16 protein-coding genes and 1 pseudogene are annotated in these 17726 nt (G+C 70.1%); 7 read left to right on the forward strand and 10 right to left on the reverse strand.

Translation table 11 applies throughout. The features are described from left to right. Both ctaD and AB0H87_RS22110 read right to left on the reverse strand, forming a co-directional pair. The coding region (gene ctaD / locus AB0H87_RS22105; RefSeq protein WP_360148535.1) for a cytochrome c oxidase subunit I at positions 1 to 1833 on the reverse strand (1833 nt) is incomplete at its 3' end. A gap of 638 nt (positions 1834 to 2471) precedes the next feature. Next, positions 2472 to 3581, reverse strand: a complete 1110-nt coding sequence (locus AB0H87_RS22110; protein ID WP_360148538.1) for an FAD-dependent monooxygenase — start codon at positions 3579 to 3581, stop codon at positions 2472 to 2474. Positions 3582 to 3727: 146 nt separating this feature from the next. On the opposite strand from AB0H87_RS22110, the gene AB0H87_RS22115 reads away from it, so the two are divergent. Continuing rightward, a complete protein-coding gene (locus AB0H87_RS22115) occupies positions 3728 to 5113 on the forward strand; it encodes a cellulose binding domain-containing protein (protein ID WP_360148541.1) in 1386 nt (461 codons plus the stop codon). 222 nt (positions 5114 to 5335) lie between these two features. Here AB0H87_RS22115 and AB0H87_RS22120 read toward each other — a convergent pair whose 3' ends face one another. Both AB0H87_RS22120 and AB0H87_RS22125 read right to left on the reverse strand, forming a co-directional pair. Beyond that, positions 5336 to 5752 (reverse strand): DUF5655 domain-containing protein, encoded by a 417-nt coding sequence (locus AB0H87_RS22120; protein ID WP_360148544.1) that lies wholly within the window; start codon positions 5750 to 5752, stop codon positions 5336 to 5338. Beyond that, positions 5724 to 6740, reverse strand: coding sequence for a TetR/AcrR family transcriptional regulator C-terminal domain-containing protein (locus AB0H87_RS22125; protein WP_360148546.1), 1017 nt, complete (start codon positions 6738 to 6740; stop codon positions 5724 to 5726). Before AB0H87_RS22125 ends, AB0H87_RS22120 begins: the two co-directional genes overlap by 29 nt. A 126-nt stretch (positions 6741 to 6866) precedes the next feature. Between AB0H87_RS22125 and AB0H87_RS22130 the strand changes: the two genes are divergently transcribed. Further along, on the forward strand, positions 6867 to 8084 hold the full coding sequence (locus AB0H87_RS22130; protein ID WP_360148548.1) for an FAD-dependent monooxygenase: 1218 nt from the start codon (positions 6867 to 6869) through the stop codon (positions 8082 to 8084). 267 nt (positions 8085 to 8351) lie between these two features. On the opposite strand, the gene AB0H87_RS22135 is transcribed toward AB0H87_RS22130, so the two are convergent. Then, the gene (locus tag AB0H87_RS22135) at positions 8352 to 9137 is read right to left on the reverse strand and encodes an aldo/keto reductase (RefSeq protein ID WP_360148551.1); all 786 of its coding nucleotides are present in this window, start codon (positions 9135 to 9137) and stop codon (positions 8352 to 8354) included. 80 nt (positions 9138 to 9217) lie between these two features. On the opposite strand from AB0H87_RS22135, the gene AB0H87_RS22140 reads away from it, so the two are divergent. Further along, complete coding sequence (locus tag AB0H87_RS22140) at positions 9218 to 10282, forward strand: DNA polymerase ligase N-terminal domain-containing protein (RefSeq protein WP_360148554.1); 1065 nt, start codon at positions 9218 to 9220, stop codon at positions 10280 to 10282. Between the two features lie 175 nt (positions 10283 to 10457). Here the strand turns inward: AB0H87_RS22140 and AB0H87_RS22145 are convergent, their stop codons facing one another. Further along, positions 10458 to 10850, reverse strand: a complete 393-nt coding sequence (locus AB0H87_RS22145; protein ID WP_360148557.1) for a cupin domain-containing protein — start codon at positions 10848 to 10850, stop codon at positions 10458 to 10460. 230 nt (positions 10851 to 11080) lie between these two features. On the opposite strand from AB0H87_RS22145, the gene AB0H87_RS22150 reads away from it, so the two are divergent. Both AB0H87_RS22150 and AB0H87_RS22155 read left to right on the forward strand, forming a co-directional pair. After that, positions 11081 to 12376, forward strand: coding sequence for a PQQ-binding-like beta-propeller repeat protein (locus tag AB0H87_RS22150; RefSeq protein WP_360148560.1), 1296 nt, complete (start codon positions 11081 to 11083; stop codon positions 12374 to 12376). A 148-nt stretch (positions 12377 to 12524) separates the two neighbouring features. Next, the gene (locus AB0H87_RS22155) at positions 12525 to 13667 is read left to right on the forward strand and encodes a hypothetical protein (protein ID WP_360148563.1); all 1143 of its coding nucleotides are present in this window, start codon (positions 12525 to 12527) and stop codon (positions 13665 to 13667) included. Between the two features lie 62 nt (positions 13668 to 13729). Here the strand turns inward: AB0H87_RS22155 and AB0H87_RS22160 are convergent, their stop codons facing one another. Next, positions 13730 to 13924: a DUF397 domain-containing protein gene (locus AB0H87_RS22160; RefSeq protein ID WP_360148566.1), complete on the reverse strand. Its 195-nt coding sequence runs from the start codon at positions 13922 to 13924 to the stop codon at positions 13730 to 13732. After that, on the reverse strand, positions 13917 to 14804 hold the full coding sequence (locus AB0H87_RS22165) for a helix-turn-helix transcriptional regulator (RefSeq protein WP_360148569.1): 888 nt from the start codon (positions 14802 to 14804) through the stop codon (positions 13917 to 13919). Before AB0H87_RS22165 ends, AB0H87_RS22160 begins: the two co-directional genes overlap by 8 nt. A 177-nt stretch (positions 14805 to 14981) precedes the next feature. Between AB0H87_RS22165 and AB0H87_RS22170 the strand changes: the two genes are divergently transcribed. After that, on the forward strand, positions 14982 to 15206 hold the full coding sequence (locus tag AB0H87_RS22170) for a hypothetical protein (RefSeq protein ID WP_360148572.1): 225 nt from the start codon (positions 14982 to 14984) through the stop codon (positions 15204 to 15206). On the opposite strand, the gene AB0H87_RS22175 is transcribed toward AB0H87_RS22170, so the two are convergent. Next, a complete protein-coding gene (locus AB0H87_RS22175) occupies positions 15172 to 16470 on the reverse strand; it encodes an MFS transporter (RefSeq protein WP_360148574.1) in 1299 nt (432 codons plus the stop codon). The genes AB0H87_RS22170 and AB0H87_RS22175 overlap by 35 nt on opposite strands. Positions 16471 to 16512: 42 nt before the next feature. On the opposite strand from AB0H87_RS22175, the gene AB0H87_RS22180 reads away from it, so the two are divergent. Next, positions 16513 to 17517: a DJ-1/PfpI family protein gene (locus AB0H87_RS22180; protein ID WP_360148576.1), complete on the forward strand. Its 1005-nt coding sequence runs from the start codon at positions 16513 to 16515 to the stop codon at positions 17515 to 17517. Between the two features lie 109 nt (positions 17518 to 17626). Here the strand turns inward: AB0H87_RS22180 and AB0H87_RS22185 are convergent. Then, positions 17627 to 17726, reverse strand: a pseudogene (locus AB0H87_RS22185) (IS481 family transposase); the annotation flags it as partial.

The raw sequence follows: 17726 nt of genomic DNA on the forward strand, positions 1-17726 counted from the left end.
TACGTCGGTCCGTGGCTGCCGGAACCGATCGTGGCCGCCGCGACAACACCCGACCCGGCGGACCGGCTGACCCTGGACGAGTCGGTGAGCATCGCTCGCGGTGTCTTCCTCGTATCGCGCGCCACCGTCCGACTCGCTGGTCAGCGGCTTGGCGCCGCCCTCCGGCGGGCCGGCGACCGAGCGGCCGGCGGCGAGCTCCGGGAACTTCAGGTCGAACGCGGGGCGCTCGGAGCGGATCCGCGGCATCCGGTCGAAGTTGCGCAGCGGCGGCGGGGACGAGGTCGCCCACTCCAGCGAGTTGCCGTAGCCCCAGGGGTCGTCGGCCAGGACCATCGGGCCGGCCTTGTACGACTTCCAGATGTTGTAGAGGAACGGCAACGTCGAGATGCCCAGGACGAAGGCGCCGATCGTCGAGACCTCGTTGAGCGTGGTGAAGCCGTCGCTGGGCCGGTAGTCGGCGTACCGCCGCGGCATGCCCTCGTTGCCCAGCCAGTGCTGCACCAGGAACGTCGTGTGGAAGCCGATGAAGGTCAGCCAGAAGTGGATCTTGCCCAGCCGCTCGTTGAGCATCCGGCCGAACATCTTCGGGAACCAGAAGTAGATGCCCGAGTAGACGGCGAACACGATCGTGCCGAAGAGCACGTAGTGGAAGTGCGCGACGACGAAGTACGAGTCGGACACGTGGAAGTCGACCGGCGGGCTCGCGAGCAGGACGCCGGTGAGGCCGCCGAAGAGGAACGTCACCAGGAAGCCGACCGCGAACAGCATGGGCGTCTCGAAGCTCAGCTGGCCGCGCCACATCGTGCCGATCCAGTTGAAGAACTTCATGCCGGTGGGTACGGCGATCAGGAAGCTCAGGAAGCTGAAGAACGGCAGCAGCACCTGGCCCGTGGCGAACATGTGGTGCGCCCACACGCTCATCGACAGCGCCGCGATCGCGATGGTCGCGCCGACCAGGCCCTTGTAGCCGAAGATCGGCTTGCGGGAGAAGACCGGGATGACCTCGCTGATGATGCCGAAGAACGGCAGCGCGACGATATAGACCTCGGGATGGCCGAAGAACCAGAACAAATGCTGCCAGAGCATTGGTCCGCCGGTCGCCGCGTCGTACACATGGGCGCCAAGGATGCGGTCCGCCGCAAGCGCGAACAGCGCCGCCGCCAGCAGCGGGAAGACCATGATGACCAGCAGGCTGGTGACCAGGATGTTCCACGTGAAGATCGGCATCCGGAACATCGTCATGCCGGGCGCACGCAGCGTCAGGATCGTCGTGATCATGTTGACGCCACCGAGGATCGTGCCCAGACCGGAGATGGCCAGGCCGACGATCCACATGTTGGCGCCGACGCCGGGGGTGTGCTCGATGTCGCTGAGCGGCGTGTAGGCGAACCAGCCGAAGTCGGCCGCGCCGCCCGGGGTGAGGAAGCCACCGAGGGCGATCGTGCCGCCGAACGCGTACAGCCAGTAGGCGAAGCTGTTCAGCCGCGGGAACGAGACGTCCGGCGCACCGATCTGCAGCGGCACCACGAAGTTCGCGAACGCGAACACGATCGGCGTCGCGAAGAACAGCAGCATGATCGTGCCGTGCATCGTGAACAGCTGGTTGTACTGCTCCGGCGACAGGAACTGCATCCCCGGGCGAGCGAGCTCGGCGCGCATCAGCAGCGCCATCAACCCGCCGATGAGGAAGAACACGAAGCTCGTGACCATATACATGATCCCGATTTGCTTCGCGTCGGTCGTGCGCAGGATGCGCGCGAAGGCCGAGCCCTTCACCGGCTGGCGGACCGGCCAGGGCCGGGTCACGATCGGCTTCGGTGCAACGGTGGTCACCACAGGCCTCCGCATCGTCTGTCTGTGTCGGAGGCAGAATAGTCCTCGCATCTCAGAGGTCCCCCGCTGGGTGGTGAAAACCTCTCTGATGCCCCCGTGCCGGTCGGGGCTGGATGGTGCTCGGTTAAGAGGTGCCGGTCCGACGTCCATGTGCACTCGTCACGCAACGTCCGCGGGGCGTCACGGGGCGGCTCGATCTGCACCGCGAGCAGGTTCTTTCCTGCGCGCTGGTCGACCTTCGTTCGCGTCCTCGCTGCCACCGGGGCAGCCTCCGTCGCACAGCGGCGCAACGGCCGTCACGACGCCAGGCAACGGCGTCTCGCGGCTGTCAACCGGCACCGCGACAACCCGCAACCGGCTGTTCTCGCAACGCCACGGCAACTTGTCAGCGCCCCGGCCCGAACCCACCGCCCGGCACATGTTGGCGTCGTCGTTGCACCGCCGCAAGCGGGCGCCATACCTGCCGCCGGACGCGGTGTTCGGCGGCACCTGTTGCCGCATCGCCAACCCAGCCCCCCGCACCGCTACAGACCGCTCGGGGCACAGCTACATGCCGTTGCCGTCCTTCTGCCGTCGCCGCGGCCTTTCTGCTCGCGGCGGTCGTGGCAGCCGGCGGCACCGGCGCCAACGCATGGTGGTCAGGCCGGGTCGACGAGGAGGCGGTAGTGCTCGCGGAAGATGCGGTCGCCGCGGCCCCGGAGGAGCGGGTCGCGGAGGGCAGGCTCCACGTCGCGGGTGCGGTCGCGGTCGCGGGTGCGGTCGAGCACCCACTTGGTGCGCGGGCGGCGCCGGCTTTCGTAGCGGCGGAGTGCGTCCGACACCGAGCCCGCCGCGGTAAGCGCCTCGGCCAGGACCACCGCGTCCTCGAACGCCATCGCGGCGCCTTCCGACAGCGTCGGCGACGTGGCGTGGGCGGCGTCGCCGACCAGCACCGCCGGGCCGCGCGACCAGCAGGCGATCTCGACCTCGTCGGTCAGGGCGACCTGCACCTTGTCGACCGCGTCGAGGATGTCGGGCACCGGGTCGCCGAACCCGCCGAACACCTCGCGGAGCCGGCCGAGCGGGTCGGCCGGCGGGCTGGTGCCCGGCTCGTCGGCATAGAGATAGAGCCGGCCCTCGCCCATCGGCGTGACCATGAAGGCGGTGCGGAGGCCGAGCAGCGCGGTCCAGTCGGCAATCGGCGGTCCGCCGGTGACGACGCTGCGGTAGACGATCTGGCCGACCGGTCGGGCCGGACCGCCGAGGGCGGCGAGGGCACGGACCGCGGACTTGCGGCCGTCGGCGCCGACCACCAGATCGTACGAAGCGACCGAACCGTCACCGAACGTCGCCGCGGCAGTGCCGTCGGTGTCCACGTCGAGCCGGGCCAGCGCGGTTTCGTAGCGGACCTCGCCGTCCACCGCCGCCACCAGCACCCGCTGCAGCTCGGCGCGCGGCAGCGCACGGCACTCCCCCACGCCCGCCCAGAGCTTGCCGAGGTCGACCGCGCAGAGCTGATTGCCGCGCTCGTCGAGGAAGCGTTGTCGCTCGACCACCTCACCGAGTGGCTTGACCGGCTCGTCGAGGCCCAACTCCCGCAGCGCCCGTGCGGCGTTGCCGGGCAGGAAGATGCCGGCGCCGGGGACGGTGGTGGCGGGGAGCTTCTCGACGACCTCGGGGCGGTAGCCAGCCAGGCGTAGCGCCCGGGCCACGGCGAGACCAGCGATGCCGGCGCCGACGACGAGGACGCGCAGCGTAGACGGGAGCATGTGGACGGAGCCTCCGAGGTGGTCGAGGGGCCACGCACTGAAGCCAGAACATTACTCGCTGTCGGCACCTCTATCCAGCGTCGCGAACATGAACTAATCTCGATGGAAGCGCTCCCATCTCCTCCCTTGACTTCGGAAGGAGCAGCATGCGCCGACTTGTCCGCGCCGCCGTGACCGCCGCCCTGGTCGCGAGCGGCATGTTCGCCGTGGCGTCGCCGGCCCAGGCCGACACGCAGATCTGCGAGCAGTACGGCTCGACCACCATCCAGGGCCGATACGTGGTGCAGAACAACCGCTGGGGCTCGAGCGCGCAGCAGTGCATCAACGTCACGGACACCGGCTTCAGCATCACCGCGCAGCAGGGTTCGGCGGCCACCAACGGCGCGCCGCTGTCGTACCCGTCGGTCTTCCTCGGCTGCCACTACACGAACTGCTCGCCCGGCACGAACCTGCCCATGCAGGTCAGCCAGATCAGCAGCGCCACCTCTTCGATCAACTACACCTACGCGAGCGGCACCTACAACGCGTCGTACGACATCTGGCTCGACCCCACGCCACGAACCGACGGGGTGAGCCAGATGGAGATCATGATCTGGTTCAACCGCCAGGGCCCGATCCAGCCGATCGGCAGTGTCGTCGGCTCGGCGACGGTCGGCGGCCGGACCTGGGAGGTCTGGCGGGGCAGCAACGGATCCAACAACGTCATCTCGTACGTGGCGCCGTCGCCGATCAGCTCCTGGAACTTCAGCGTGCTGGACTTCATCGCGGACGTGCGATCGCGTGGGGCCATCACCAACTCGTGGTACCTGACCAGCATCCAGGCTGGTTTCGAACCCTGGAACGGCGGCGTCGGCCTCGGCGTGAGCAGCTTCTCGGCGGCGGTGAACGGGGGCGGCACCGGGCCGGGCCCGGACTCCCAGGCACCGTCGACGCCCGGCCAGCCGACGGCCGGCACGGTGACCGCTTCGAGCGTCGCGCTCTCCTGGTCGGCCTCGACCGACAACGTCGGGGTCACCGGGTACGACGTCTACCGCCAGCAGGGCAGCGGCACGGCCACGCTGGTCGGCACGACCGCCGGCACCTCGTACACCGCGACCGGGCTGTCGGCGTCGACGTCTTACACGTTCTCGGTGCGCGCCCGGGACGCCGCCGGCAACGTCTCGGCCGCCTCGCCGGGCCGGACCGTGACCACCACGGGATCCGGTAGCGGCGGCTCCGGCTGTCGGGTCCGGTACGTGTCGAACAGCTGGAACAACGGCTTCACCGCCGACGTCACGATCACCAACACCGGGACGGGTGCGATCAACGGTTGGACCCTGACCTACACCCTCCCGAGCGGCCAGGCGATCACCAGCAGTTGGAACGCCACCGTGACCACGTCGGGCTCGGCGGTGACCGCTCGCAACCTGGCCTGGAACGGCGCGCTGGCCGCCGGAGCGAGCACGAGCTTCGGCTACCAGGGCACGCACGGCGGCGGGTACGTGTCGCCGTCCGCGTTCACCCTCAACGGGTCGGCCTGCACGGTGGGCTGACCGATCGGCCACGCCGGTCGTGGGCGCGTGCCCGCGGTGAGTCTCGCCGCGAGCACCGCCCACGACGGGCGCATCCATCTGCGCGTGGCCGCTCCTCGAACCTGGCACCTTGGGCTCCTTCCACGAACCAGGCGTGCTGCACCGGCGGCGCCTCCCACCGCCCCGCGGGCTCGCCCGCGGTGACGACGTCAGAGTTGCGGTGTCACGCCCCGAAGCCAAGCCCTAGCCGGACGCCGCGTCGTAGGCCTCGGTCAGCCACGCGCGGACCTCCTCGTCGACCTGTTGTGCTTCGGTGAGCGCGACCACGTTGGCGATCAGGTCGGCCGACACCCGCATCGTGCGGCGGATCCGTTCGCTGTCGATCTCATGTGGGAGCACAAGCATGAGGTCGACCGCGCGCGCCCGTGGGCGTACCTCTGCCAACGTGCGGTCGGTCTTGAGGAAGACGCCGACCTTGACCGCGTCGGTGTGGACCGGGCCCAGGTCCTGCACGTGCGTCAGGATCGCGTCGAAGACCTGGCGCCACTCGGGTCGGTGTGGCGCGAACGTCTCGTCGATCGTGCCGGCCGGCACGCAGACGTGCGACTGCCTGGTGCGGCCGAACTCCCGCTCACACGACGGACAGGTCCACCTGCTCATCGCCGCTCACCTCCCGGCGGGCCAGCGCCACGGCGACGCCGTCGAGCAGCAGCCGCAGGCCGGATTCGAAGACAGCCGCGATGTCGTAGTCGAACCCGCGCTCGGCCACGTAGCGCAGGGCCGAGAACCGCTCCGCCGCCGCGCTCAGCACCGCCTCGAGCTCGTCGCCGTGCTGGTCGGCCCACTCGTCGTTGGTGACGCCGGTGTCTTCACGCGCGCGTAGCTCGGCGTCGAGGTTGAGCGCGCTCGCGCGCACGTGGCCGAACAGGCTCAGGTGGATGTGCATCATCTCGTCGACGCCGAACCCAAGCTCACGTAGCGTGCCCAGGCTCCACTCCGAGTAGGGCAGCACGTTGGGTAGCAGCTGCGGCCGGGTCAGCGATAGCGGCTCGGCCGCCCACGGGTGGGCGGCGAACGACTGCCACATCTGCCGCGCCGCCGTCTCCAGGCGGGCACGCCAGTCCGCGGGCGGCTCCTCCGGAAGCGGGTTCTCACCGAACACTGCGTCGATCATCGCGAGGATCAGCTCCTCTTTGCTCGGGACGTGCCGGTACAGGGACATGGTGGCGACCCCGAGGTCGGCGGCCACGCGGCGCATCGTCAGCATCGACAGGCCCTCGGCGTCGGCGATCGCGACGGCGGAACTGACAACCCTGTCGCGGTTGAGCTCGGGCTCGCCGGCCCGGCGGAGTCGTGGGGACGCGGCCACGTGGAAACCGCCCGCGTGTGCCGGGACGTCGGGCTGGATGACGACCTCGACCTGAGGACTGCTGCGGTCGATCACGACGCTGCCCGCGCCGGAGCGAGTCTCCACCAGGCCGGCCTCGCGCAGCGCGTTGATCACCTTGGTCGCCGTCGCCATGGCGACACCCCAGTCGCGGGTGATCTCGCGCGTCGACGGGATGCGATCGCCGGGCGCGAGGTCACCACGCGCGATGCGCTCCCGGATCTCCGCCGCGATCCGCCGGTAGGGCGCTTCCTCGACCATGACCGTCCCGCCTCCTCTGTACTAGTGCGCAGGAGGACCGTACCACGTGGGTAGCTAGTGCGCTATACAACGTACGCAGTGTGCTGTACGTTGTACACGCACCACCGAGAACGGGAGGCAGACCACATGAACGTCCTCATCTCCGGAGCCGGCATCGGCGGGCTCGCACTGGCTCATTGGCTGGGCCGGCACGGCATCGACACCACGGTCGTCGAGCGAGCCCCCGCCCTCCGCTCGGGCGGCCAGGCCATCGACATCCGCGGCGCCGCCCGCACGGTCGTCGACCGGATGGGCATCCTCGACGACATCCGGGCACGACACACCGGAACCCACGGCATCATGTACGTCGATCGGGGCGGCGCACCGGTCGCCCGCATGTCCGGCGACGACTTCGGCGACTCCGGCGGAGTGGTCGCCGAGATCGAAATCCTCCGCGGCGACCTGGTGCGCATCCTGCGCGAGTCGGCGTCCGCGGCCGAGTTCGTCTTCGACGACCACATCACCGCGCTGCACGACGGACCCGAGGGCGTCACGGCCACGTTCCACCGCTCGTCGCCGCGCACCTTCGACGTGGTCGTCGGCGCCGACGGCCTGCGCTCCGGCGTACGCCGGCTGACCTTCGGCGGCGACCGGCAGACCGTCCGGGACATGGGGATGTACGGCTCGTTCTTCGCGGCCCGCACGTCGCTCGCGCTCGACGGCTGGGAAATGATGTACAACCTGCCGGCGGGCAACGGCGTCGGTGGCCGGGTGCTGCTCCTCTACCCCGTCGGCCGCGACGGCGAGGTCCGCGCGATGTTCTCCTGGCACTCGCCCGATCTCGGCCACGACCGCCGCGACACAGCCGCGCAGAAAGCACTCGTCGCGGAGGTCTTCGCCGGCGCGGGCTGGGAGATCCCGCATCTCATCGAGCAGATGTGGCCGGCCGACGACTTCTACTTCAACCGCGGCGGCGCCACCCGGCTCGACCGCTGGTCCCAGGGCCGCGTCACACTCCTCGGCGACGCGGCGTTCGCCGGCTCACTCGGCATGGGCACCAGCATGGCGCTGGTCGGCGCCTACGTCCTGGCCGGCGAGCTCGCCACCGCGCCGGACCCGACCACGGCGTTCAGCGGCTACGAGTCGGGCATGCACGACTACGTGACCCGCAACCTCAAGCGCCCACCGGGCGGCGACAGCGGCTTCGCTCCGGGCTCGCGAGCCGGCATCTGGCTACGCAACCAGGTCATCCGCGCGATGACGAAGCTGCCCGGCAAGAGCGCGATGACCGGCAACATGCAGGCCGCCGCCAACGCCATAACGCTGAAGGACTACCCGATGCGCAACTCCCTAACGACGCCCTAGCCACCGCGGCCGGCCGTCCTCACGCGCTAGGACGGCTGGGCATGACGAGCATGCCGACGTTCGCTGCGGCGGCTGACAGTTCGGGCCGCGTCGGCGGTTACGGTCCGGCCGGTGAGGCGCCGCGTTGGATGCCACCGCTGGCCGCGATGGTCCTCGGCCAGGCGATGATCGGCGTGCCCGCGGCGGCCGGATCCGATGTCCAGGCGGCGCGCCACTCTGACACGGCGAGGCGGCTGCCGCTCGCCGCGGCGCGGGACGGCGGAGCGGCTAGTGGCCCAGCCCGTCGATGTTGGCCATCTCCTCGTCGGAGAGGTCGAAGCCGAACACGTCACCGTTCGTGCGGATGCGGGCCGGCGTTAACGACTTCGGGATCACGACGATTCCGTGTTGGATGTGCCAGCGGACGACCACCTGCGCCGCGGAGACGCCGTGGGCTTCCGCGATGCCGGTCAGGACCGGGTCGTTCAGGCGGGTCGTCTTGAACGGGCTGTAGCCCTCGAGCACCACGCCGCGCTTGTGGTGGCCCTGTACCTCGGCCTTGTCGTACAGGCGCGGGCCCCATTTGATCTGGTTCACCGCCGGGGCTTCGCCCGTCTCGGCGATCAGCTCGTCGATCTGGGCGAGCGAGTAGTTGCTGACGCCGATCGTGCGGGTCTGGCCCGCGTCGCGGATCTCGATCATTCGGCGCCAGGTGTCGACCAGGCTGCCGCGGTGCGGCGGCCAGTGGATGAGCCAGAGGTCGAGCTGGTCCACGCCCAGCATGCGCCGGCTCTCGTCGATCGTGCGCTGTTCGCGGCCGACCCGTTCGGCCGGGAGTTTGGTGGTGATGAAGATTTCTTCGCGGGGCACGGAGCTGTCGGCGACGGCGCGGCCGACCAGGTCCTCGTTGCCGTACGCCGTCGCGGTGTCGATCAACCGGTACCCGGCGTCGAGGGCCGCGGACACCGCGCGGTGGGCGCTTTCGCCGTGGGCCTGCCAGGTGCCGAAGCCGAGCAGCGGCATCCGTACGTCGCCTGGCAGCTTCACGGTTGGTTGTGCGGTCGATGAGGTCATGACCTTCCCTACCCGCCCCTCAGGTTGGCATGCCCGTACGCGGCGATGCGCGGCGCCGGCCCATCCCGGACAATATCGCCATGGCCGACCGGCTGGAGGAATACCGCCGTAAGCGTGACGCGGCACGCACACCGGAGCCAGTCCCCGACCAGGCGCCCGCGCCCGGCGGCAACGACCGCTTCGTGATCCAGCAGCACCATGCCCGGGCGCTGCACTGGGATTTGCGGCTCGAGCGCGACGGCGTGCTCGTCAGTTGGGCCGTGCCCCGCGGGCTGCCCCGCGACCAAACCCGCAACCACCTTGCCGTGCACACCGAGGACCACCCGATGGAGTACCTCACGTTCCACGGGGACATACCGGCGGGCGAGTACGGCGGTGGCCGCATGAGTGTCTTCGACACCGGCACCTACGAGACGGAGAAGTGGAAGCCCGACGAGGTCATGTTCACCCTGCACGGCTCGCGGGCGTCCGGTCGCTACGTGCTGTTCCGCACCGGGCGGCCCGAGCCCGGCAAGCGCGAGGACTGGATGATCCGCCGCATGTCGCCGCCGGTGGACGGCTGGGAGCCGCTGCCCGAGCTGATCCGGCCGTCGAGGCCCACCCCGGCCGACGCGCTGCCGGAAGACGACGATGACTGGGACTTCGAGATGCGCTGGGACGGCACGCGCGCGGTCGCGTACGTATCAGGCGGTCGGGTCCGTCTCATGTCGATGTCCGACCAGGACATCAGCAACGCCTACCCGGCGGTGCGGGAGATCGGCCCGGCCCTCGCACCCACCGAGGCGGTGCTCGACGGCGAGATCGTCGCCTTCGACCGCCAGGGCCGCGTCCGACCGGCCCCGGCCACCGCCGCCGGTCGCCGGCCGCCGCCGGGGCTCGTCATCAGCTACCTGGTCTACGACCTGCTCTGGCTGGAGGGCAAGCGCACGACCGACCTGCCCTACGCACAGCGGCGGGAACTCCTCGACGGCCTCGCGCTCAACGGCCCCGCCTGGCAGACCCCGCCGTCGTTCCACGGCGGCGGCGAGTTCGCTCTCGCCGCCGCCAAGGAACAAGGCCTGCCCGGCGTGGTCGCGAAACGACGGGACGCCGCCTACACACCGGGCCGCCGCACAAAGGACTGGCTCCGAATCGACGCGGGCTGAACAAGCCGGCCGACGCGGCCGACCGAACAAGCCGGCTGACACCGCCGACCGAACAAGCCAGCCCACGGCAGAAGCCGGCTAACGCGGCCGACCGAACAAGCCGGCCGACTGAACAAGCCGGCCAACTGAACAAGCCGGCCGACGGGAGAAGCCGGCCACGAGACAACCACACCGACTACGCGGCCGGTGGTTCGTCCTGGCCGCTCTCCTCCAGCCGGTCCGCCTCCTCCTTCGTCCGGTGCACCGCGTCCGCTGAGTGCTCGGGCGGCCCGTACACCGTGTAGAGGACCAATGGGTTGGGACCCTTGTTGACGAAGTTGTGCTTGGTGCCGGCGGGGACGAAGACCAGATCACCGGGGTTGACCGGCTTCCGCTCCCCCGCCACCCGGGCCTCCCCGACTCCGCTGACGAAGGTCAGCAGCTGGTCCGTGTGATCGTGCACCTCCTCGCCGATCTCTCCGTCCGGCGGGATGGTCATGATGACGAGCTGTGTGTGCTTGCCGGTCGCCAGCACCCGGCGGAAATCGGGGTTCTTCTCGGCGACCGCGGCGATCGTGAAGTGCTCCATGCACCATCCATACCCGGCTGATTAATGCCACGAACGAGGTTTGGCACATCCATTCACCGGGCAGGGGATTCTTTAACCAGGTCCTCGTCGATGTACTGCCCCCGGGCTGCACCGGCGGGAGACGGTCACACTCCCGACCGCGGCGGGCACCGGCGCCGCGGTGCGGGAGTTTTAACGTCCGCCGTTCGGCTCATGGATTCCCAGCGGTCCCCGCGCTTAACTGCAGGCAGATGGCCAGCAGCGGCGACGTCGACGTCTGGCCGGGCCAGGCACCCGGCCGGCACGCCCATGTCGTCCACGCCCAGGTCATCGAGATCAACCGCGACGCCGACTGGCAACCGCCCGAACCGAGGCCGTGGCGCACCCGGACCCGGCTCGCCGTCGCCGCCCTCACGATCGCGCTCGCAGCCGGTGTCTACTTCGCCGGCATCGCCCGGCCGGACTCCCTCGATCCGATCTTCCAGCGGGTCGGCACGGCGGAGGCGATGGCCCTCGACGGCACGCGGGCGTACGTCTCCGGGAACAACTTCGTCCGGGCGTACGAGCTCGACAGCGGCACCCAGCTCTGGTCACGGCGCGTCGTCGGCCTGGCCACCCTCGAGGTCCTCGGCGGCGACCGGCTCGCCGTGGCCACCGTGGACGTCGGCCAGCGACCCCTGGTCGAGGTGCTCGATGCCCGCACCGGCGACGTCGTCTGGCAGCGCCAGACCCGGTTCGTCGCCCGCGCCGCCGACGTGCTCGTGGTCAGCGGCCCGCTGAGCGACAACAGGATCCCGCTGCGCGGCCTCGCGATCGCCGACGGCGCTCCACGCTGGACCGTCGAGATGGAGCCGACCGCGACGGTCGCCGGGATCACCGGACCGTTGAGCACCGACCAGGTCGAGGTCCTTCCGGGGCATCTCCGGGTACGCGACCTGACCAGCGGCCGCATCGTCGTCGACGTGCCGGAGCCGGCCACCGCCGCCAGCGCGACGGTCGTCGGCGAGACCGCGCTGGTCGTCGACCCGGCCGGCATGATCACCGCGCACGACGCCGGCGACGGGCGGTTCCTCTGGCGCCAGCCGAGCCCGGTGATCGGAATCTTCTCCGCGTTCGGCGACTGTGGCCGGTACATCTGCCACATCAACGACCGCGGCACGGTCGCGCTGGACCGGGTGACCGGTCGGCGGGCCTGGAAGGCCGACAAACGCTACCTGTCCGTGCCGGTCGACGAGCAGCACATGTTCGTCGCGGGGACGTTCGAGGGCTTCCACGGGCCGGACACGGCGGTCGCCGACCCGCGCAACGGCCAGGTCCGCGCGGAGACGGCGCCGTGGCGGGCGCTCGGCGTTATCGACGGTTCGGAACTGCTGGTCTGGCGGTACGACGGCCCGCAGCGCCAGCTGATCGGCCTCTTCGACGCGCTCACCGGGCACACCCGGGTGATCGGTCGCGCCGAGGACTGGGCCACCCCGCCCACCTGCGTGACGAGCCCGCGGCACGTGCTCTGCGCCAACACCTTCGACTTCGCCGTCTGGCCGCGCTGAAAAGCCGCGCCGAAAACCAGCGCAGAAACGCCGCGACCCGGACCAGTCCCCCGAAGGAAGGACAATGTGGAGAGACCGGGAGCCTGACTGCAATCATCGCATTTCCCGTGTCCTTGACGTCCAGGTCAACCAGCCCCTTCGGAGTGCCATGAACAGCCAGTCGCTGGCGGCCGAGTTCGCGACCCGTACCTCCGGCTTCTGGTCCTACATGACGCGCGAGGCGCTGGCGGAGTGGGTGGTCCGCGCGGACTCGGAGCCGCAGCCGTTCGGCGCGCTCCCCTCGGCCGTCCCGCGGCTGCCGGGCCTGATCCGCGCGATCAACGACGCCGACGCCAAGAGCCTGCGCGAGGTCGCCCTCGGCATCGCCGGCATCGTCATCCGCACCACGGTGCCGGCCGCCGCGGAGTCCGCCGGCCAGCACTGGCTGCTGACCCCGTACGCGAACGGCGCCGAGCGCTGGTTCCGCCTGACCGTCGGCATGTGCTGGGCGGCCGAGATCAGCTACTTCGACGACGGCCGCATCACCACGGCGTTCCGCATGGCCGAATCGCCGATCGCGCGCGCCCTGACCAGCGGGGAGCTGCGCAAGGAAGACCTGGCCAAGTTCGGCATCGCGAAACGCACCACGGACCTGCGTACGTTCGCCGAGGACGCGATCGTCTACCACTGCCCCGACATCGACGGCCTGCTCTGGTTCCTGGACCAGCCCGCGGTCGCAGAGGCGATCCGCCTGATGAACGCCCGCCTGGTCGCCAGCGGCCAGTTCGCGTGGCAGAAGAGCTACGACCCGGAACTGGCCGAGGAGGCGTGGGCCGCGGCGGAGGCGCTCTCCCTCCCGGACCCCCTGGACCAGCCGCTCGAACCACGGGACCAGCCCGGCCGCCACACCCCCGGCGCCTTCCCGGAATGGCAGGCGGTCAACCCGGAGGCACACGAGGCGGCCCGCGACGAACACGACCGCCTGCTGGTGCTGCTGATGACGAAACTCAACGAGGTCGGCATCAAGCCGTTCCAGCCGACGGCCCCGACGGCCGACCTGGCCTGGCGCACCCCGGACGGCCGCCTGCACATCGTGGAGGCGAAGAGCATCCTGGGCCCCAACGAGTCGGACCGCCTACGCCTGGGGCTGGGCGAGATCCTCGACTACCGGCACCGCCTGGACACGGCGGGCCGCCCGCAGGCGTACCTCCTGGTCAGCACACTCGAAGACCGCGAATGGCACGCCATCTGCGCAACCGCCGACGTCCGCCTCCTGGTCGCCACGGAACAGCACACCTGGAAGCTGCTCTGAAAAACTGAACACCGTCGAACCCGGGTACGACGGACCCGGGTTCGACGGTCTCGAGCGGTGACTTACGGCTGGTAATCGCCGCGGCTGGTGGCGTTCACGAACGTCTGCCAGGCCGTACGGCTGAAGGTGAGGACGGGGCCGGTCTTGTCTTTCGAGTCGCGTACGCCGATTTCGGCGCCCAGCGTTGCCCATTCGACGCATCCGCCGTTAGCACCACTGTAAGTGGACTTCGTCCAGGTGACTGCTTCGTCACTCATTGTACAACTCCTCCGAAAGCGCCCGGATTGCGCGAGTCGATTGTGCACTGTCTAATGCCCTCTCGGAAGCGCTTCGCCAGATTGACTCGTACATATCCACCTCTCGGGTCTTGTCGAGGTAGAGAGCGCCGGTCGGGCCGTCGCTGTAGACCGTTGGCGGTTCCGGATCCCGGCCACGCTGTTCGGGGAAGTCGAGAATCGCGAAACCGCCGCCCGATGCCCAGCGATGCAAACCCGCGGAAAACGGGAGTAAGCGCACGGTGACATTCGGGCGGTCGTTGGCCTCGATCAGATAGCGCAACTGACCAGCCATCTCCGACGCATCCCGCAGCGGACGCCGCAGCACCGCCTCGCTGATGATGACCTCGAGCGACGGAGGCGGCGGCAGCCGGCGATCCAACAGGTTCTGCCGCTCCATCCGGACCGCCAGCCGCCGCTCCTGCTCCTCGGCGGACAGCTCCGGGTCGTCCAGGGCGATCACTTCGCGGGTGTACGCCTTCGTCTGCAACAGACCCGGCACGATGTCGGTCTGCAGATAACGCAGCCGCCGCGCGGCCGCCTCGAGGCCCACGTAAAGCTCGAACCAGGACGGCAGCGCGTCGCCGTACGACTGCCACCAGCCTTTCGCTTTCGTCTCCCGCGCGAGGCCCATCAGCGCCTCGGTCAGATCGCTCGACGCGCCATAGAGTTCGCACATGGCCTTGACGTCGAGGGCGCGCATGCCTACTGTGCCGTTTTCGATACGCCAGATCCGTGGAGTCGACCATTCGAGCGCGTCGGCCGCCGCCTTGACCGTGACCTGGGCATCTTCGCGAGCCCTTCTCAGGTATCGGCCGAGTTGGCGCCGTGGAACTGTCGAACCGTGGTCTTCGGTCGGCATGTTCGTTCCTCCCCCGAACAGCGTTTCCGTAGTGGACACCCACAGATCATTGCGTCTTCATACCGCGTGGGCGGAATTCTGCTCCGCAACATTGCGTTTGGGAAGGGTCAAGCCCAACATTCAACTCATGGCCAGTCGGAAGCGGCGAAATCCACCGGCAGTCTTGGGGCGGCAATCATGATCGACGCTGGGAATGTGATCGAATGCCCACCAGGCAGTTGGAAGTTCACCGGTTCGCCGCACACCTTGTTCCTGCGCGTGGAAAAGGTGCGCGAGGACCTGTCCAACTTCTACGACGGTGAGGTGTGGCTGGAGGGCCAGCAACTGGCGCGCGACGGCACGCCGCTCGGCCGGCTCCAGGCGCTGGTCACCGTGGAGCTGATCCGGGTGCTCCAGCCATAGCCGGGGTGGCGAACCCGAGCGCCCCCCGGCGCCGGAACAGCATCAGCGACAGGCCCGCGGCGCCGATCGCCAGCAGTCCCGCGACGTACCAGGCCAGGTCGTAGTTGCCGAGCCGGTCGCGGACGATGCCCGCCGCCGACGCCGCCAGCGCGGCGCCGACCTGGTGCGACGCGAAGACCCAGCCGAACACGACGGCACCGCGGTCGCCGAAGTACTCGCGGCACAGCGCGACGGTCGGCGGCACGGTCGCGACCCAGTCGAGCCCGTAGAACAGGATGAACACCACCATCGACGGGCGCACGGCGTCGCCGAACAGCGCCGGCAGCAGCAACAGCGAGCCGCCGCGCAGCGCGTAGTACGCGCCGAGCAGCACGCGGCTGTCGAACCGGTCGGTCAGCCAACCCGAGGCGATCGTGCCGGCGATGTCGAACAGCCCGATCAGCGCGAGCAGCGACGCCGCCGTCGTCTCGGTCATGCCGTGGTCGTGCGCCGCCGGGATGAAGTGCGTGCCGACCAGCCCGTTGGTGGTCGCGCCGCAGATCGCGAACCCGCCGGCCAGCAGCCAGAAGGCCCGGGTCTTGGACGCGTCCCGCAAGGCGGAAAGGGCCCGCCGGGCCGCGCCGCCTGCCGGTGCCGGCGGCACGACCTCCGTCGCGCCGTAGGCCGGGATGCCGAGGTCGCTGGGGTGGTCACGCAACAGCCAGAGCACCAGGGGTACGACGGCCAGCGCGGCACCGGCGACCACCAGCGAGGCGGTCCGCCAGCTCGACTGCTCGACCAGGTACGCCAGCAGCGGCAGGAACACCAGCTGCCCGGTCGCGCCGGCGGCGGTGAGCACGCCGGTGACCAGGCCGCGCCGCTTGACGAACCAGCGCCCCGTGACGGTCGCCACGAACGCGAGCGCCATCGAGCCCGCGCCGACCCCGACCAGCACGCCCCAGAGCAGGATCAGCTCGGCGCTCGTCCGCATGAACACCGTCAGCCCGCTGCCCAGCGACACCAGGACGAGCGCCGCCGCCACCACCCGCCGGATGCCGAACCGGTCCATCAGGGCCGCCGCGAACGGCGCCGTGAGCCCGAACAGCAGCAGGTTGACCGACACGGCGGCGGAGATGGTCGCCAGCGGCCAGCCGAACTCGGCGTGCAGCGGGTGGATCAGGACACTCGGCGTGGCGCGGAACCCGGCCGCGCCGATCAGCGCGACGAAGGCGACGGCGGCCACGATCCAGGCAGGGTGAACGAGACGGCGCACGGGAAAGAGCATGCGTGACCAGGCGTACGCGCCGCGAGTGGCCCGACAGCCATCATGCGCAATAATTCGGCCATGGCTCACCGCATCGCCGTCCTCGCCGTCGACCACGTGGTCGGCCTCGACCTCGGCACCCCCGCGCAAGTCTTCGGCACCGCCCGCGACGCCGCCGGACAGCAGTTCTACGAGGTCGACATGTGCACGTCCGGCGGGCGACCGGTCCGCTGCACCGCCGGCTACACCGTGCACCCCGACCACGACCTGGCCCTGACCGAGACGGCCGACACGGTGATCGTGCCGGGCATCCACGACGGGCCGGCGCTCACCGAGGGCACGGTCGACCCGGCCGTGGCGACAGCACTGCGAAAAGCGCACGCGCGCGGTGCCCGGCTGATGTCCATCTGCACCGGTTCGTTCGTGCTGGCGGCCGCCGGCCTGCTCGACGGCCGCCGGGCGACCACGCACTGGGCGTACGCGGATCGGTTCCGCCGTTTGCATCCCGCCGTGGACCTGGACCCGGGCGTGCTCTTCGTCGACGACGGCGACGTCCTGACCTCGGCCGGCGTGGCCGCTGGCATCGACCTGTGCCTGCACGTGATCCGCCGGGACCACGGCGTCGCGGTGGCCAACCACGCCGCCCGGCGTTGCGTGGTGCCGCCGTGGCGGGACGGCGGCCAGGCGCAGTTCATCGAGCGGCCGCTGCCAGCCGGCGACGGCGCGGCGTCCACAGCGGGCACGCGGTCGTGGACGCTGGAGCGGCTCGGCGAGCCGCTGACCCTCTCGGCGATGGCGACGCACGCCAACATGAGCGTGCGGACGTTCACCCGGCGCTTCCGCGAGGAGACCGGGGTGAGCCCCGCCCGCTGGCTGCTCGGGCAGCGCACCGACCACGCGCGGCGGCTGCTGGAGAGCACCGACCTCGGCGTCGACCAGATCGCCCGGCACGCCGGCTTCGGCACGGCGGCCGCGTTGCGGCAGCAGTTGCACGCCGCGATCGGTGTGTCGCCGACCACGTACCGGCGCACGTTCCGACCCCCCACTGGCGATCGGGTGCCGGGATAGGCGACTATGCCTGCCATGCAACCGCAGGAGCGGCCGGGCGGCCGAGTGTACGGCGGCGGAGGTCCCGGCTACGGCGAACCCACCAGCGGCGGACCGACTTACGGCACGCCGACCAGCGTTCTGCTTTGCCGTTCTGCCAGGGGCAGTGGGGTTTGATAAATTTCTGCCGGATGCCTAGTTCGGTGCAGACGGCTCGCAGTGACCAGCGG

This window comes from Asanoa sp. NPDC050611 (assembly GCF_040654855.1).
Lineage (GTDB): Bacteria > Actinomycetota > Actinomycetes > Mycobacteriales > Micromonosporaceae > Asanoa.

Coding starts and splice junctions, on each gene's coding strand:
- AB0H87_RS22115 (WP_360148541.1), top strand. CDS start 3,728: ATGCGCCGACTTGTCCGCGCCGCCGTGACCGCCGCCCTGGTCGCGAGC.
- AB0H87_RS22175 (WP_360148574.1), bottom strand. CDS start 16,470: ATGCTCTTTCCCGTGCGCCGTCTCGTTCACCCTGCCTGGATCGTGGCC.
- AB0H87_RS22145 (WP_360148557.1), bottom strand. CDS start 10,850: ATGGAGCACTTCACGATCGCCGCGGTCGCCGAGAAGAACCCCGATTTC.
- AB0H87_RS22180 (WP_360148576.1), top strand. CDS start 16,513: ATGCGCAATAATTCGGCCATGGCTCACCGCATCGCCGTCCTCGCCGTC.
- AB0H87_RS22155 (WP_360148563.1), top strand. CDS start 12,525: ATGAACAGCCAGTCGCTGGCGGCCGAGTTCGCGACCCGTACCTCCGGC.
- AB0H87_RS22130 (WP_360148548.1), top strand. CDS start 6,867: ATGAACGTCCTCATCTCCGGAGCCGGCATCGGCGGGCTCGCACTGGCT.
- AB0H87_RS22135 (WP_360148551.1), bottom strand. CDS start 9,137: ATGACCTCATCGACCGCACAACCAACCGTGAAGCTGCCAGGCGACGTA.
- AB0H87_RS22125 (WP_360148546.1), bottom strand. CDS start 6,740: ATGGTCGAGGAAGCGCCCTACCGGCGGATCGCGGCGGAGATCCGGGAG.
- AB0H87_RS22170 (WP_360148572.1), top strand. CDS start 14,982: ATGATCGACGCTGGGAATGTGATCGAATGCCCACCAGGCAGTTGGAAG.
- AB0H87_RS22150 (WP_360148560.1), top strand. CDS start 11,081: ATGGCCAGCAGCGGCGACGTCGACGTCTGGCCGGGCCAGGCACCCGGC.
- AB0H87_RS22110 (WP_360148538.1), bottom strand. CDS start 3,581: ATGCTCCCGTCTACGCTGCGCGTCCTCGTCGTCGGCGCCGGCATCGCT.
- AB0H87_RS22140 (WP_360148554.1), top strand. CDS start 9,218: ATGGCCGACCGGCTGGAGGAATACCGCCGTAAGCGTGACGCGGCACGC.
- AB0H87_RS22165 (WP_360148569.1), bottom strand. CDS start 14,804: ATGCCGACCGAAGACCACGGTTCGACAGTTCCACGGCGCCAACTCGGC.
- AB0H87_RS22120 (WP_360148544.1), bottom strand. CDS start 5,752: ATGAGCAGGTGGACCTGTCCGTCGTGTGAGCGGGAGTTCGGCCGCACC.
- AB0H87_RS22160 (WP_360148566.1), bottom strand. CDS start 13,924: ATGAGTGACGAAGCAGTCACCTGGACGAAGTCCACTTACAGTGGTGCT.